Annotated in this window: 19 protein-coding genes; 10 read left to right on the top strand and 9 right to left on the bottom strand. The window is 31.9% G+C overall.

The window, feature by feature from the left end:
- The first annotated feature begins 2 nt into the window (after window positions 1-2).
- The 5 genes from N3C_RS02810 to N3C_RS02830 all read left to right on the top strand — a co-directional run bounded on the left by N3C_RS02810 (window position 3) and on the right by N3C_RS02830 (window position 3,753).
- Entirely contained in the window at window positions 3-863 is an 861-nt protein-coding gene (locus tag N3C_RS02810; protein ID WP_074364558.1) for a DUF421 domain-containing protein, read from the top strand.
- A 14-nt stretch (window positions 864-877) separates the two neighbouring features.
- A complete protein-coding gene (spoVAC, locus tag N3C_RS02815; protein WP_074364559.1) occupies window positions 878-1,363 on the top strand; it encodes a stage V sporulation protein AC in 486 nt (161 codons plus the stop codon).
- Window positions 1,364-2,365, top strand: a complete 1,002-nt coding sequence (spoVAD, locus tag N3C_RS02820; protein ID WP_074364560.1) for a stage V sporulation protein AD — start codon at window positions 1,364-1,366, stop codon at window positions 2,363-2,365.
- 44 nt (window positions 2,366-2,409) lie between these two features.
- Window positions 2,410-2,616 (top strand): DUF1657 domain-containing protein, encoded by a 207-nt coding sequence (locus tag N3C_RS02825; RefSeq protein WP_074364561.1) that lies wholly within the window; start codon window positions 2,410-2,412, stop codon window positions 2,614-2,616.
- 207 nt (window positions 2,617-2,823) lie between these two features.
- Window positions 2,824-3,753, top strand: a complete 930-nt coding sequence (locus N3C_RS02830) for an NAD-dependent epimerase/dehydratase family protein (protein ID WP_074364562.1) — start codon at window positions 2,824-2,826, stop codon at window positions 3,751-3,753.
- 177 nt (window positions 3,754-3,930) lie between these two features.
- Here the strand turns inward: N3C_RS02830 and N3C_RS02835 are convergent, their stop codons facing one another.
- The 6 genes from N3C_RS02835 to N3C_RS02855 form a co-directional block, all read right to left on the bottom strand.
- Complete coding sequence (locus tag N3C_RS02835) at window positions 3,931-4,848, bottom strand: aldo/keto reductase (protein ID WP_074364563.1); 918 nt, start codon at window positions 4,846-4,848, stop codon at window positions 3,931-3,933.
- A 172-nt stretch (window positions 4,849-5,020) separates the two neighbouring features.
- On the bottom strand, window positions 5,021-6,370 hold the full coding sequence (locus tag N3C_RS02840) for an FtsW/RodA/SpoVE family cell cycle protein (RefSeq protein WP_074364564.1): 1,350 nt from the start codon (window positions 6,368-6,370) through the stop codon (window positions 5,021-5,023).
- A complete protein-coding gene (locus tag N3C_RS02845) occupies window positions 6,363-6,704 on the bottom strand; it encodes a PadR family transcriptional regulator (protein WP_074364565.1) in 342 nt (113 codons plus the stop codon). The genes N3C_RS02840 and N3C_RS02845 overlap by 8 nt, the downstream gene beginning before the upstream one ends.
- 286 nt (window positions 6,705-6,990) lie before the next feature.
- Window positions 6,991-7,191, bottom strand: coding sequence for a hypothetical protein (locus tag N3C_RS14815; protein WP_143312583.1), 201 nt, complete (start codon window positions 7,189-7,191; stop codon window positions 6,991-6,993).
- 193 nt (window positions 7,192-7,384) lie between these two features.
- Complete coding sequence (locus N3C_RS02850; protein WP_074364566.1) at window positions 7,385-8,569, bottom strand: ABC transporter permease; 1,185 nt, start codon at window positions 8,567-8,569, stop codon at window positions 7,385-7,387.
- On the bottom strand, window positions 8,559-9,314 hold the full coding sequence (locus N3C_RS02855) for an ABC transporter ATP-binding protein (protein ID WP_074364567.1): 756 nt from the start codon (window positions 9,312-9,314) through the stop codon (window positions 8,559-8,561). Before N3C_RS02855 ends, N3C_RS02850 begins: the two co-directional genes overlap by 11 nt.
- A 184-nt stretch (window positions 9,315-9,498) precedes the next feature.
- On the opposite strand from N3C_RS02855, the gene N3C_RS02860 reads away from it, so the two are divergent.
- From N3C_RS02860 to N3C_RS02880, 5 genes are all read left to right on the top strand, one after another.
- Window positions 9,499-10,785: a LysM peptidoglycan-binding domain-containing protein gene (locus tag N3C_RS02860; RefSeq protein WP_074364568.1), complete on the top strand. Its 1,287-nt coding sequence runs from the start codon at window positions 9,499-9,501 to the stop codon at window positions 10,783-10,785.
- A gap of 232 nt (window positions 10,786-11,017) precedes the next feature.
- The gene (locus N3C_RS02865; protein ID WP_074364569.1) at window positions 11,018-11,683 is read left to right on the top strand and encodes an amino acid ABC transporter permease; all 666 of its coding nucleotides are present in this window, start codon (window positions 11,018-11,020) and stop codon (window positions 11,681-11,683) included.
- Window positions 11,664-12,341, top strand: a complete 678-nt coding sequence (locus N3C_RS02870) for an amino acid ABC transporter permease (RefSeq protein ID WP_074364570.1) — start codon at window positions 11,664-11,666, stop codon at window positions 12,339-12,341. The genes N3C_RS02865 and N3C_RS02870 overlap by 20 nt, the downstream gene beginning before the upstream one ends.
- Before the next feature lie 10 nt (window positions 12,342-12,351).
- The gene (locus N3C_RS02875; RefSeq protein ID WP_074364621.1) at window positions 12,352-13,104 is read left to right on the top strand and encodes an amino acid ABC transporter ATP-binding protein; all 753 of its coding nucleotides are present in this window, start codon (window positions 12,352-12,354) and stop codon (window positions 13,102-13,104) included.
- Between the two features lie 27 nt (window positions 13,105-13,131).
- The gene (locus N3C_RS02880; RefSeq protein ID WP_074364571.1) at window positions 13,132-13,989 is read left to right on the top strand and encodes a cysteine ABC transporter substrate-binding protein; all 858 of its coding nucleotides are present in this window, start codon (window positions 13,132-13,134) and stop codon (window positions 13,987-13,989) included.
- Between the two features lie 153 nt (window positions 13,990-14,142).
- On the opposite strand, the gene N3C_RS02885 is transcribed toward N3C_RS02880, so the two are convergent.
- The 3 genes from N3C_RS02885 to N3C_RS02895 all read right to left on the bottom strand — a co-directional run bounded on the left by N3C_RS02885 (window position 14,143) and on the right by N3C_RS02895 (window position 16,253).
- On the bottom strand, window positions 14,143-15,048 hold the full coding sequence (locus N3C_RS02885) for an AEC family transporter (RefSeq protein WP_074364572.1): 906 nt from the start codon (window positions 15,046-15,048) through the stop codon (window positions 14,143-14,145).
- Between the two features lie 190 nt (window positions 15,049-15,238).
- A complete protein-coding gene (locus N3C_RS02890) occupies window positions 15,239-15,544 on the bottom strand; it encodes an AzlD domain-containing protein (protein ID WP_074364573.1) in 306 nt (101 codons plus the stop codon).
- The gene (locus N3C_RS02895) at window positions 15,534-16,253 is read right to left on the bottom strand and encodes an AzlC family ABC transporter permease (RefSeq protein ID WP_074364574.1); all 720 of its coding nucleotides are present in this window, start codon (window positions 16,251-16,253) and stop codon (window positions 15,534-15,536) included. Before N3C_RS02895 ends, N3C_RS02890 begins: the two co-directional genes overlap by 11 nt.
- Window positions 16,254-16,307 lie beyond the last annotated feature (54 nt).

Consider the following 16,307-nt stretch of genomic DNA (forward strand, 5'->3'; position numbering starts at 1 on the left):
GAATGGAAAATTGGATAATTGTACTTATAAGAACTATTGCTATGTTCGCTTTAACTATCCTCTTGATCAGACTATTAGGTAGAGGTAGTTTATCAAAAATAACCCCATATAAGTTTGTTAATTATACAATAATTGCCTTAATGATCACCCTTATCACTTTAGGTTTCGTCCCCAACATTACACATTCTATCATAGCTTTAGCTGCATGGTTTGCCTTATTTTTCAGCTTAGACTTCTTATCCTTAAAGAGTAAGGCCTTGCATGATGCCATTAACGGAAGAGAAACCATAATAATGAAAGATGGTAAGGTTATGGAGGAAAATTTAAAAGAAGTACGATTAACTGGTGAGGAGCTTTTAAGAGAATTACGATCAAAAAATATCTTCAACTTAGCGGACGTTGAATTTGCTGTTATGGAATCCACTGGTGAAATAAATGTGATGCTTAAATCTGATAAGAAACCTATTACTGCTCATGATTTACAAAGAAAGGTTGCTCCAAAATCAGAACCACAAACTGTAATATTAGATGGTAATATATTAGATGAATCCCTAGCTAATCGCGGTTTAAATAGAGCTTGGTTAAAGGTAGAATTAGCTAAAGCTGGAGTTTCTTTGGATAATGTGTTTATAGGTCAAGTTGATTCTTCCGGTGATTTATACTTAGATTTATTTGATGATTCAGTCCAAGTACCACAACCTAAGGTGAAAGAATTGTTATATGCGAATCTTCAACAATGTCATGCAGATTTACTTTCCTATGCTCTTGAAACAGAGGATAAAAACGCAAAAGAAATGTATACTAAAAATGCAGACAAACTAAAAGTTTTGATAAATAAACTTGAACCTTATTTATTAAGTTAGAAGGTGGTGACTTTATGTCAAATAAGAAAAAGAAAAAGAAAAAGTTAACCCCTACTCAACAGGAATATCAAGATTTGGCTAAAGAAATTGCTCCAAAGCGACCAGTGTTAAGAAATTGTTTTAGGGCCTTTATTGTAGGTGGGTCTATTTGCGTATTTGGTGAATTATTAAAATGGTTTTTCATTAAGTATTTTAACTTAACTGAGGATACTGCTGGCGATCCTGCTATGGCTATTTTGATAATTTTATCTATTCTATTTACAGGCTTAGGGATTTTCGATCACCTTGGTCAATGGGCTGGTGCAGGGACAGCTATCCCTATAACAGGTTTTGCAAACACTATGGCTTCTGCGGCTATTGAGCATAGGACAGAAGGATATGTTTTAGGTGTTGGTGGTAATATGTTCAAACTATCTGGGTCCGTAATTGTTTTTGGTACGGTGGCTGCTTTTATTGTGGCAATTATAAAACTAATTATTAGATCGTTAGGTGGGATTTAAATGTTAAAAGGACATCAAACTTGGGTATTCAATACTAAACCTACAATACTTGCATCAGCGGCCATCGGTGGTCCTTTCGAGGGTAAAGGACCTTTAGCAGATGATTTCGATGTACTTCATCAAGATGTTTGGCTAGGACAAGATAGCTGCGAGAAGGCTGAAAAAAAACTGTTAGAGCAAGCTTGTGAAACCGCAATAAGTAAAGCTAATGTAAAAAAGAAAGATGTTAACTTTTTTATTAGCGGAGACTTAATGAATCAAATAATATCTAGCAGTTTTACTGCTCGTACATTAGGTATGCCTTACCTAGGAATCTTTGGTGCTTGTTCTAGTTCTATGGAAGGATTATCATTAGCTTCTTTAATAGTAGACAGTGGCGCTGCAAATTATATAGTAACTGGAGCCTCTAGCCATAATATAGCTGCAGAAAAGCAATTTAGGTATCCAACAGAATATGGAGGTCAAAAACCCCCTACTTCACAATGGACTGTAACAGGAGCTGGTGCTGCCCTATTGTCTAGCAGTGGTTACGGACCAAAAGTTGCAGCTGCAACTATCGGTAGAATTGTAGATATGGGCCTTAGCGATCCTTTTGATATGGGAAGTGCCATGGCTCCTGCCGCAGTGGATACCATCGAAGCTCATTTTAGGGATTTAAATTTACCTCTAGATTATTACGATTTAATTGCCACAGGAGATTTAGGAAGTGTAGGCCATAAAATTGCTGGACAATTACTAATTAAACATGGTTTAGAAATACCACCGGAAACATTTACAGATTGTGGAATGTTGATATACGGTAAGGATCAACCAGTTTTTGCAGGTGGTAGCGGTTGCGGTTGTTCAGCTACAGTAACTTACGGCCATTTTTTACGCAGAATGAGAGAAGGAGAGCTAAAAAGAATTTTGATTGTAGCTACTGGAGCACTACATTCGCCTCTATCCTATCAACAGAAGGAAAGTATCCCATGCATAGCACATGCAGTGTCTATAGAAATATGATAGGTTGCCTTTTAATGATTTTTACTTGAAAGGAGGTGAAAATTATGACAGTAGCAACTCAGATGCAGCAAGCTATTGCAGGTATTGAAAGCGCTTGTGCTACAATGAAAACATTCGCTCTTGAAACAGAAGATCAGCAAGCAAAAAAAGATTTTCAAGCAATAGCAAAAAATTTAGACAGCGCTTTGCAAACTCTAAAGGGCAGACAACAATACATTGAACAACAAGAACCTCAGTATAGACAGCAGTAATTTAATAAAAGAGCATCATGGTTTTATGCTCTCTAATATAAAATTCATACAAAGCATCAAGCCTAGGCTTGATGCTTTTTTATATTCTTTTTAACAAATATCTAGAATTTTTATATATAGTATATCACATTTAAGCTGTTTATAATATACTATATATGATATTATAATATTATAATGTAGCATAATTTAATAAAGGAGGATTGCAAGTTGTCTACTATTTTAGTTATGGGTGGTACAAACTTCGTCAGCAGTTCACTGGCAAAATATTTGATAAAAAAAGATCATAATGTGGATATTTTGACCAGAGGGATACGCAAGATTGATTACACAGGATATAGAAATCATATTATCTGTGACAGAAAATCCTTAAATGAACTACTAAAGTCTTTACATGATATTAAATATGATTATGTATTTGATATCTCTGCCTATACAAAAGAAGATGTAGAACTTCTGTTAAACTCTTTAGATTTAAGTAAATTAAAAAAATATATATTTTGTTCTTCTGGTGCAGTTTATAAACAAAGTAACAATATACTGGTTGAATCTGCAGAAAAAGGATTTAATCCTAATTGGGGTATCTACGGTACGAATAAATTAGAAGCAGAAAACTTCATTATCAACAGTAAAATCCCCTACATAATTCTTAGGCCTACTTACATTTACGGAGAATACAACAATTTATATAGAGAAGCCTATTTTTTTCATAGAATTATAAATAAAAAAGCTATACCTATTCCTTGGGGTAATAATACTCAAACTCAATTTTTACATATTAATGATTTCGTTAGAATATGCGAAAGTGCTATGATCAGTAACATTCACAATAGAATATATAATGTTACTAATCCAGATATTATAGACTGGGAAACTTTAGTATTAACTTGCGGAAAAGCTATAAATATAGATCCTATAATCAAAAAAGTAAATGTTAATGAAATTGACTTGGAAGCACGATGCTACTTTCCTTTTAGAGATGTGACCTACCTACTTTCAATAGAAAGATTAATAGAGGATAAACTATATGTCCCAGCTATTACACTATTGGATGGCCTAAAATCTGCTTATAAATGGTACGTGTCCAGCGATTTTCAATATGTAGATTATAGGATGACTAAAATGGATGAGCTAATCTAATATATAATGGTTTTCTGCTTTGATACTAACTTATTTTAAATCAATGACATAAAAAGTTGCTAATATTGTTATGAACAAAAAGCCACTAGTTAAACTAGCGGCTTTTTATTTAATTTAAGTTAAAATCTTTGTAACCTAAGTATATCTTGAAAATTGCTTTATAATTTGTACACTATGCTACGGTAATTTATTACCTGCAGCTCTATATATTTCATACCATTCTTCTCTAGTTAAATTAACTTCAGATGCTTTACAGATTTCTTTTAATCGTTCACTATTTGTAGTCCCTACTATAGGCTGAATCTTAGCAGGATGGCGCAATATCCAGGCTATAGCAATAGCGGAACTTGTTACGTTCCATTTCTGAGCAATTTCTTGCAGTTTTGCATTTAATTCTGGAAACTTTGGATTATCTATAAAAACACCTTCAAAAAAACCATACTGAAAAGGAGACCATGCTTGAATTGTTATATCTTTAAGCCTACAGTAATCTAATATACTACCATCCCTACTGATAGAAGCTTCATTTTTCATATTTACATTTAAGCCAGCATCAATCATTCCAGTATTTGTAACACTTAACTGTAGTTGATTAACAATTAGTTCCTGTTTAATATACTTAGAAAGTAACTCAATTTGCATTGTGTTATGATTACTTACGCCAAAATGCCTTACCTTTCCACTGCTGTATAAAATATCAAAAGCTTCAGCAACTTCCTCTGGTTCCACTAGGGCATCCGGTCTATGTAATAATAATATATCTATATACTCTGTTCTTAATCTCTTCAAACTACCTTCTACTGAATTTATAATATGCTCCTTTGAAAAATCGTAATAACCTTTTCTTATACCACATTTTGATTGTAAAATAAAATTGCTTCGTATGCTCGGTCTCATATCTACAGCCTCAGCAAATATTTCTTCAGATCTACCTTCACCATATATATCAGCATGTTCGAAAAAATTTATACCTTCCTCCAAAGCTGTATTCACGTGATTAGATACTTCTTTAACTGAAAGCTCAGAAATTCTCATACAACCAAGAGAAATTTCTGAAGCTGTTAATTTTCCTTTTCCTATACTAATTTTTTTCATATGTTTCCCTCCTATTCATCGAATTAAATCATAACTTTATTATAATTAATTATCACATAAAAAGATACTTTTTATAAAATAATCTATAAAAAATAGCGACCAAAGGCCGCTGATAATAATACTGAATCTTAATATTAATTTAGGTAATTTAATAACATTAGTAATAATTTTATTAATCCATATGTAAATCAATAACTATTTTTCCGTCTATAAGTTGAAAAATTTTATTATGCTTTAAGGATTTTGAGTTATCCTTAACTATATCACCAGACTTGAAAACAGAAAGCATTATTCCTATAAGGACCATGTTTACTGTTATACTTGTACCTCCATAGGATATTAATGGTAGTGTTAAAGGACTAATTAGAATTATTCCTAAATTACTAAAAATATAAAGCAAGGCTTGCATAATAAGAGTACTTAATATTGATAAAGTAATTAGTCTTGACACCACACTTTTTTGTTTTAAGCAAAGGTTAATTGAGCGAATTAGAAAAGTTCCTATTACTGCTACAATAACTGCAAATGATATCCACCCATATTTATAAATTAGTGCAGTTAAGAAGTAATCAGTATCTTGACATGGAAGTTGTCTTAGATAATCTCCCCCCAAGTCACCAATACCTATAAAATTTGAATGTCTAATCATATTTTTCAATATACTATAGATATATCCATCACCCGTTGGATCTGTAGAAGAAGGATTAAAAATGTTTTCCAGTCTTCGAACCCTATAAGCATTATTTATAAGGAATGTTGGTAGTATTAAAATACTGGGAACATAATAAAACAATATTGCTTTTATTTTACTTATATTAAACCACCCTTTAATGATTGCATAGGTAACTAAACTATAGCAAACAAAGGCATATATCATTATGCTTGAAATAGTAGTTAAAAAAATACCGATAAATAAGGGTATAATAAAATACAACCAACTCAAAATAATTCCATAGTAGCCTTTATTTCTTAAGTTGTATATTATAGCCGCATAGACTGTTGGTAAAAGCATAAATAAAAAACTAACATGAGGACTGTATCCATAAACATTACTGTATCCAAAATAAACACCAAAAATAAGCAAAATCACTCCAATGTAAATTCCTTTGCTGTGTTTAACTATAAAGGTAAAATCTAAAAAAAACATAATAATCATACAACAAATAGCTATAATAGTGCATACAATATTTGCTGTTAATGTAGAAGACATAGAATTATCAATTACAATAATTCGTATGGTCAAACCTAGGAAAAGCCAAAATGCCGTTAGAGCAATTATACTCCATTCAGTTTTAGGTCTATGAGTTCTGTCAAGCTCAGAACCAACTAATATAGGATCTCCCATTTCCTTAATTGCTTTTTCAGTGGCCGTTGACTCATCCATTCCCATTTGTATAAAAGCATCTCTTTGATCAATTATGTGATTTTCTAATTCTTCTGAGATTACATCATGGGCTTTCTTCCATCGTATCTGGTTGCAAACTTCCTTTAAGTAATCACTTATTTTACTATCCTTATGCAAAACTTCCGCCTCCTTGCAAAACTCTATTAACCGCAGTAGTATATTCTTTCCACTCCTCTTTTTTCTCCGCTAACACTTTTCTTCCTTTCTTGGTAATAGAATAGTATTTTCTAACTCTCCCACCATCAACCTGTTCCTCGTAAGAATCAATTATTTCCTGTTCTTCAAGGCTGTGCAATAAAGGATAAAGGGTTCCTGCTTTTAAAGAAAAAGTGTTATCCGAACGCTTAGAAAGTTCCTCAATCATCATATAGCCATACATATCTTTTTCTTCAAGCAATTTAAGTATAAGCATAGTAGTACTACTTGTTAGAAGACTTTTATTAATTGACATATCAGCACTCCTTTCTATATATCGAAAATCTATATATATTATATATAGATTTTCGATATATAGCAAGGATTAATTGTAATAAATTTACTTGATTTCAAAAGTAATTTTATAAAATAAAAGTATAGCTCTTTAATACCTTATATCAAAAACACCTTATATGAATAAAAAATAAATTATAGTCAAATAATTTAGAATGTTCCCTTATATAAGAGAGTAGTTTTCCCCCACTAGTCCAACTACTCTCTATTTTAATTAGATATTATTGCTTAAATTTATGACTTGAAAACTAGCAAAAGGATTTTTTATCTTCTTGGCAAAGCAATAAAATTAAAATTACAAGAATTATTAATATAGGAACCTTAAAATCTATCTTTTTCTTATCTAATTTATGAAAATCGCAACAACAGTCGATTTTTTCGCAGCACTTGCAAAATTTATAACAGCAATTATCACATTTGCAAAAACACTTGGAAAAAGACTTTTTCACAAATCCTCTCTCCTTTGTTATAAAATTATTCTAAAATTTTTCATTTTATATTCCTAAATCCATATTATGAATTACTGTTGCATTTTGTTACAATTTATACTATATTTCGACAAACTATATAAAAACCTAGAGGAAATTTACCTCTAGGTTTCTCTTTGTTAATTTAGCTATCACTTCTCTCAATCTTCATAATTTATGTTCTAAAAATAACCTCTTCTCTACTAAACATATATCTTGCAAATAATATAGATCCTACTATATATACTGCAATCCACACAAATGTTATAGCTATATGAGTGTAGTTATATATGCCTGATATTAATTCTTTTATAATACAAGATACATTTGCTAAAGGAATATGGAAGAAAAAATTTTCTATATTTTTAGCATCCATCATATATGTTGCATAGGTTGGAAGAAAAGCTATTATCATAAGCGGTGATATATATGTCTGTGCTTCTTTGAAAGATCGCGCAAATATACTAATAGCTAACTCTAGAGCTCCAAACAACATAGTTAATAATAAAGTTATTAAGCCAATTAGTATTATAGTTTTTATATCAAGACTGCCTGCACCTCCATAAAATATTCCCTTGTTCTGTTTTGTTGCAATATAGAGACCTAACAAGGAAGACAAGGTGCTCAAGAATCCCATCACTGTTATAGCAAAAAATTTACCCCATAACAATGATAATCTTCCTGCCTGTGTAGTTAAGAGAGGTTCAAGAGTACCTCTTTCCTTTTCACCTGCTCCTAAATCCACTGCTGCTCCCATTGGACCAACTATACTGTATATTATCAGTAAAAGAGGTAGCATTAAAGATAACATTAATTTTCCAAAGCCATCCTCTTCATTTTCTGTAGTAACTACTTCCACATTAATAGGATTTAAAAATTCTCCACTTATATTTCTAGCCCTCAGTCTTTGCTCAACAATTTGTTTAGAATATCCTTCTATAAGCAAATTTAAATTTTCAACAGCAATTTGTGAGGATTGACTTGAATTATCATATATCATTTTTAGATTAACGTTTTTTTCATTTTTAATACTTTCATCAAAGTTTTCTGGTATCTCAATAGCCAATAATATCTTACCCTTCTTTATGTCTTCATCTAAATCCGTTGACTCAACTACTTTTATATTTTTTTGCTCCTTTATAAAATCTACTAATTGACTACCTTGTCCTTTGTCCTTAATAGCAATATTTATATTCTCCTCAACCTTTTTTGACATATTGTCTATACTATTACCCATTACAAAAAACAAAAGAGGAAATATAACAATAGGCACTAATATACTTGATATTATAGTCTTTCTATCTCTAAACAAATCCTTAAGTTCCTTCTTAAAGACTATCCAACTTACTTTACTTCCCATCAGTATCACCTACTAACTGCATAAATATATCTTCCACATTATCATTCTTATATTTCCTCTTAAGATCCTCTACAGTACCCTCTTCAATGATTTTACCCTTATGAATAATAATAACCCTATCACAAATTCTCTCTACTTCAGACATACTGTGACTTGAAAAAATGATAGCTTTATTATCCTCCTTACATTTTCTTATAAAGTCTTGTACAATTCTTGCTGCTGTTACATCTAATCCTGCGGTGGGCTCATCAAATAACATAACAGAAGGATTATGAACAATAGACCTTGCAATAGCAACTTTCTGCTTCATTCCCCTAGAAAACTTTCCTACTCTTCTATCTATGTAGTCCTCCATATCCAACATTTCTACTAGATAATCAATGCTTTTCATAGTTTCTTTAGTTCCCATACCATTAAGTTCTGAGAAGTATCTAATATTTTCTCTAGCAGTTAGTCTATCGTATAATCCTACTTCTCCTCCAAAGAGTATACCTATTTCTCCCCTAACTTTCTTTTGATCATTAACTATATCATATCCATTGACCAATGCGGTACCCCCTGTTGGCTTAAGCATAGTTGCAATCATTCTTAGTGTAGTAGTTTTACCAGCTCCATTTTCCCCAAGTAGACCTACAATTTCCCCTTGCTCAACCTTGAAACTAATGCTATCAACTGCTTTTATAGTTTTAGAACCTTTAATTTTTGTGCTTTTAAATTCTTTGCTTAATCCTATTACTTCGATCAATATGGATCACTCCTTTCTATCTGTATATGGTTTACCTGTTTTTACACCTTTAATTATACATTAATATACATATATATAAAATACTAATTATTAAAACACTATTTGGTTTTTAAGTTAGTTAGTACTTTTTTTTATCTTTATCATATACTGATATAGGTAAGTTTTATGTTAAGAAGGAGATGCTATGCAGATTCACGTTGTTGAACCAGGACAATCTATATTTGAAATTGCTCAATTATACAACACTACAGTGGGATCCATTGTAGGGGCAAATGAAGTAGCAAATCCAAACCAATTAGTTGTGGGGCAAACATTAGTAATACCTATTATAGGAAATTATCATTGGGTTCAGCCCGGAGACAGTTTATACAGCATTGGTCGTAGATATGGAGTAAGCTTTCAAACCCTTGCTGAAGTAAATAGAATTCCCCTTAACCAAACTCTCCAAATTGGCCAAAGATTGTATATTCCTCCTAGACCTAAAAGAAAAGCAGAGATTAATGCTTATGTAGAACCATTAGGAGGTACAGTTTCAGCAGCGTTAGAAGAATCAGCAAGAAAAGCTGCACCTCATTTAACTTACTTAGCCCCCTTTAGCTATCAAATTCAAAGGGACGGTTCACTAAAAGCTCCACCTTTAAATGATTTTCCATCTATCGCCAGAAGCAATAATGCTACATTGATGATGGTTGTAACTAATCTGGAAGAAGGTCAATTTAGTGCAGAATTAGGTAGGATAATCTTAACTAATGAGCAAATTCAAAATAAGTTACTAGACAATATCATTTCTACAGCTAATCAATATAACTTTAGTGATGTACATTTTGATATGGAATATTTGCCCCAAGAATTAAGGGAAAACTATAATAATTTCTTAAGAAAAGCTAAAAGCAGATTATCTGCTGAAGGTTTGCTACTTTCTACAGCCCTAGCTCCGAAAACAAGCGCAACACAAGCAGGACCTTGGTATGAAGCCCATGATTATAGAGCCCATGGTGAAATTGCAGATTTTGTAGTATTAATGACCTATGAATGGGGATACAGTGGTGGACCACCTATGGCAGTTTCCCCAATAGGTCCGGTAAGAGATGTAATCGAATATGCATTAACAGAAATACCCGCCTCCAAAATTATGATGGGCCAAAACTTATATGGCTACGACTGGACCCTCCCCTTTGTTGCTGGTGGTGAGTATGCAAGAGCTATTAGCCCACAACAGGCTATTCAATTGGCATATGAGAATAATGTAGCCATAAGCTACGACACTAAAGCTCAAGCTCCACATTTCAATTACAGAGATATAGACGGCAAAGAACATGAAGTATGGTTTGAAGATGCTCGTTCTATTCAAGCAAAATTTGATTTAGTTAAAGAATTAGGATTAAGAGGAGTTAGCTACTGGAAGTTGGGTATTTCCTTCCCTCAAAATTGGCTACTTGTTGAGGATAACTTTGAAGTAGTTAAATCCTAATCTTTTTAATATAGTAAAAGTACTAGCATACACTTCCATCCACTTACTTAGGATGGAAGCTTTGTTTTTACTTACAAATATAAATAATTATATTGACAAAAAAAAGACATCCATATATAATTCATATATAATTTAAATAAGCTTTTCCGATATGTTTAGTATGTTTTGATCCATTACTTGGTACAACCCTTGTATATATGTTCTAAAAAATGTAATTGAAAGGCGATGAATTATGAATTTAAATTGGACTTTTATAGTAGAAAGTTTGCCTTTATACGAAAAAGCAATACGGTTAACTTTAAAATTAGGCTTTTTAGGTATAGCTATTTCCTTTATAGTGGGAATTTTTTGCAGTATAGTTTTGTATCTAAAAACTCCAGTTCTGAAACATATTGTACAAGCTTACATTGAACTTTCAAGAAATACCCCATTGCTTGTACAAGTTTTTTTCCTATATTTTGGACTACCTAAGATAGGTATAAAATGGAGTGAAACTACCTGCGCCATTATAGGCCTTTCCTTTTTAGGAGGTAGTTATATGGCAGAAGCCATTAGAAGTGGTTTAGAGGCTGTAAGTAGGTCACAAATCGAATCTGGTTTAAGTATAGGACTTTCTAAATTTCAACTTATAAGATATGTAATACTTCCTCTAGCCTTTTCCGTAAGCTTACCTTCTTTAAGTGCAAACTGCATATTCTTACTTAAAGAAACTTCTATTTTAGGTGCTATATCTATTTTAGATGTAATGAACGTAGCTAAGGATTTAATAGGAATGTACTATAAGACAAATGAAGCCCTTATTCTACTGGTAGCTAGTTATCTAATAATGATACTACCTCTTTCCTTCCTATTAACCTGGCTGGAAAGGAAGGTGCGTTATGCAGAATTCGGGAATTAATGTATTCTTTGAAGGAAAATACTTTCTTAGGTTACTTGAAGGTTTATGGATAACTTCAAAAATTGCATTTATATCTATTATTTTGGGTACAATCCTAGGGATTACAATTGGACTAAGTAGGACCACTAAATTAAAAATTGTATTATTTATTAACCGCTTATTCCTTGAGTTATTTAGAATAGTACCTCTTTTGGTTTGGCTTTATATATTTTATTTTGGTGTTACAACAGCACTAGATATTGATTTGAGCGGTGAAGTAGTTTCAATTATAGTGTTTACACTGTGGGGAGCTACTGAGATGGGCGATATAGTTAGAGGTGCTATACAATCCCTCCCTAAGCATCAAATAGAATCTGGAAAAGCTCTTGGTTTAAGCACTATAGGACTATACAGATATATCTTAATTCCACAAGCCATAAGAAGAATGGTTCCAGGAACTATTAATTTGGCTACTAGAATGATAAAAACCACTTCTTTAGTAGTTCTAATAGGTGTAACGGATGTGGTTAAAGTAGGTCAGCAAATCATAGAAACTACTAGATTTGACTACCCTACCGCTGCCTTCTGGGTATATGGGTTGATTTTTATATTATATTTTATAATATGCTACCCCCTATCTCAAATATCTAAAAAACTAGAAAGAAAATGGAATAGTTGAGGTGATTACTATAAATACGACTAATAATTCTGTATTAATTGAAGTTAAAGAACTAAAAAAGAATTTTGATGATAAAGAAATATTAAAAGGCATAAACCTTACTTTGCACAAGGGAGAGGTTTTAGTTGTTTTAGGACCCTCCGGTTGTGGAAAAAGTACCTTCTTAAGATGCCTTAACGGCTTAGAAAAAATACAAGGTGGCCAAATTATTTTCAAAAATAAGGATCTGACAGATAAAAATACTAACTGGCAAGAAGTACGTGAGCAAATAGGAATGGTTTTTCAAAACTATGAACTATTCCCTCATATGACAGTTATAGATAATATACTTCTTGGTCCTTTAAAAGTTCAGAAGAGAAATAAGGAAGAAGCTTTAGCCCAAGCTGAACAACTTTTGAAAAAAGTAGGCTTACTAGATAGAAAAAACTACTATCCTCGACAGCTTTCAGGTGGGCAAAAGCAGAGAATTGCTATTGTAAGAGCTTTATGTATGAATCCTGAAGTAATGCTCTTTGATGAAGTTACTGCTTCACTAGATCCAGAAATGGTAAGAGAAGTTTTAGATGTTATTTTGAATTTAGCTAAAGAAGGAATGACTATGGTAATTGTTACTCACGAGATGAGTTTTGCAAAATCAGTGGCTGACAGAATAGTATTCATGGATGAAGGTAAAATTTGTGAAATATCCGATCCTGAGCAATTTTTTACAAACCCACAGACGGAACGTGCTAAGCACTTTCTAAATATATTTCAATATCAATAATATAAAAAAAGAAAGGAAGATGAATTTATGAGTAAACTAAAAAAGCTTTTATCAGTTTTACTTCTAGGTACCATAGTAGTAGGTGGCTTTACAGGCTGCTCTTCATCCAAATCAAAAGAGGAAAACAATGTTAGCTCTATAGAAAAAATTAAAGAAAGAGGTACTATAAAAATTGGTGTTTTCGGGGATAAAGCCCCTTTTGGTTATGTAGACTCTGAAGGTAAGCATCAAGGTTTTGACGTATATATAGCAAGAAGGTTTGCAAAAGATTTATTAGGAGATGAATCAAAGGTTGAATTTGTAACTGTAGATGCTGCTAGTAGAGTTGCATTCTTGGAATCTAATAAAGTTGATATAATAATGGCAAACTTCACCGTTACTGAAGAAAGAAAAGAAAAGGTTGATTTTGCAAATCCTTATATGAAGGTATCTTTAGGACTTGTATCCCCAGAAGGATCACCAATTACTTCTGAAGATCAAATGAAGGGTAAGAAAATAATTGTAGCAAAGGGTACCACCGCTGAAACTTACATGACTAAAAATCATCCAGATGTAGATTTAGTAAAGTTTGATCAATACTCAGAAATATTCCAAGCTTTAAAAGATGGCCGTGGAGATGCTATACTAAACGATAATACAGAAGTTATTGCATGGGCAAAAGAAAATCCTGGATTTGTTGTTGGAGTTGCCTCCATTGGAAGTCAAGATACTATAGCTCCTGCTGTAGCAAAGGGAAATAAAGAACTTCTTGATTGGATAAACAAAGAATTAGAAGCTTTAGGAAAGGAAAATTTCATTCATAAAGCTTACGAAGAAACTCTTTTAAATGTCTACGGTTCAGAATTTGAAGAAAATCTTGTAATTGAAGGTGGAAAAGTTGATTAACATAGAAAGAACTATGGAGAAATAATCTCTATAGTTCTTCTTTATTATTTGAAAATATCTATATTTCTTTGCTACCTAGTAATCTTTTATCTTATTAGTCCAGATCTTTCTTGCTTAAAAACTTCAATTTCTAAAAAGAAATGCAATATTTAATTATAATAACAAAGTAATAATTATTGGAATAGTAATAATGGAAAGCAAGGTACTAAAGGAAACCACAAGAGCCGAATATTCTTTTTCCCTATTAAATCTTTCCGCAAAAAGAGATGTAGTTGCCCCTGCTGGCATAGCTTGAATTAAAATATAGGTTTTCATTACCAAGGAATGATCAGAAATTAAAATAGAAATCCCATATAGTACTGCTGGAATTATAATAAGCTTTATAAAAGATCCATAGTAAATAGTCTTATCTTTAATTACAGCTTTAAAATCTATGGATGCTAACAAACTTCCTATAATGATCATGGATATAGGACTTGTAAGATGACCAACAAGCTCTATTGTATCCTTTAAAACCGGTGGCAACTTTATAGAAAACACCATCAATAACAAACCAATAAACACAGCAATTATTCCTGGATTCTTAAGTAATTTTTTAGCATCCTTAAAGTCAGAAGTATCATTAAAAAGCGTAACTCCATAAGTCCAAATAAATAAATTAAAACACATATTAAATATAGCTGCATAAATAACAGCATCTTGTCCTAACACTGCAGCTGTTAAGGGGATTCCAATAAATCCGCAATTAGAAAAAACTAGCCCAAATTGCAATACATTTCTTTTTCCCCTTTCAATTTTTATTAAAAAAGGCTTTACCATTAATGGAGTTACTATAAAAATAATTATTCCATAAATAAATGCCTTAATGGTATTGCAAGCTAAATCAGAACTTCTATCAAAATTAAAGGAAGAAATGATAAGTAATGGAGTTGTTATTTCAAGGAGCATCTTTGATAATCCATTGGTTAAATTAGCATCAATTATCTTTCTTTTTCTACCATAAAACCCTACTAAAATAATCAAAAATAATGATATAATTTTATTCATAACCTGTTCCATGGCACACACCTTCAGTAATTTTTTGTTTTTATTTCTATATACAAAGAACCACTTCACCCTAAGTTTTTATAATTTTTCAATCAGTTTCCTTTCAGTAATCTAATTTGACATATTTATAATATATGTTCATAAGCTCTTATGTTGAAATAATTCATCTTTCTATTTTTATAAATTCATTTAGGTATCTATATTATAAAAATAACTCTACTATAAAAACTACAATACAAGAAGCAATTGAAACTTTAAATAAGTTAGCCCCTCTATAAGCTAATACAATAGCAGTAATAAGTGCAAGCAATCCAGACCATTGATTGCTTGTAGCAGTAAGGATGGCAGGAAAGGTCATAAGAGCTAATGTAACATAAGGAACATAATATAAAAAGGAACGAATAGTTTTATTTTCAATTTCTTTCTGTATGAATGTTAGCGGTAGTAATCTAATTAAATAAGTTACCAGGGCCATAACTAAAATATATATGTATACATTATTCCCCATTGATATCCCCCTCCTCCACAGGAAATAAAATAGCTGCTATTCCCGCAATTACTACAGTCAGTATTATAATTTTAAAACCAGGTGATATTAGCTTAAGCAATGGTAGTTTTGTGAATATTAGGCTGAGCAACATAGAAATCAATATAATTCCAGCTATAATCTTATTTTCTTTAGCAGGCGGAATAATGACCGCCAAAAACATACCATAAAGTGCTACACTTAATGCACTAAGAATTCTATCCGGTAACAAATTACCAGACAATACACCTAAAAAAGTTCCTAGTGTCCATCCTGGTACAGCAACACTAATTACTCCATAGGTATAATAAGGATTTAACTTACCTTCAAAATGAGCAGAAATTCCAAATATCTCATCAGTAACACCTGTGGCAACAAAAAAACGATGTATAAATGCAGTCTTATTGCTTAGTTTTTGGCACAATACACAAGACATAAGACTATATCTTAAATTTATAATAAGTTGGGTAATAGCCATCTCAAAATATCCTGCTGAAACTCTAATCAATCCAAGGGCTGCAAACTGTCCTGCAGAAGTAAGATTTGTAGCAGACATAATTACAGCTTGCAAAACTGTGATCCCTGCTTCCTTTGCTGCTATACCAAAGGTAAAGGACACTGCCAAATATCCCAATGCAATAGGTATACCATCACAAAGTCCTCTTTTCCAATAACTAAAATTACTTTCCATAATACCCCTCATCCCTTACTATTATAATTGAATATCAAACTTCAACTATTAATT

This window comes from Clostridium sp. N3C, from assembly GCF_900095445.1.
In the GTDB taxonomy this organism is placed as follows: Bacteria; Bacillota; Clostridia; order Clostridiales; family Clostridiaceae; genus Clostridium_AU.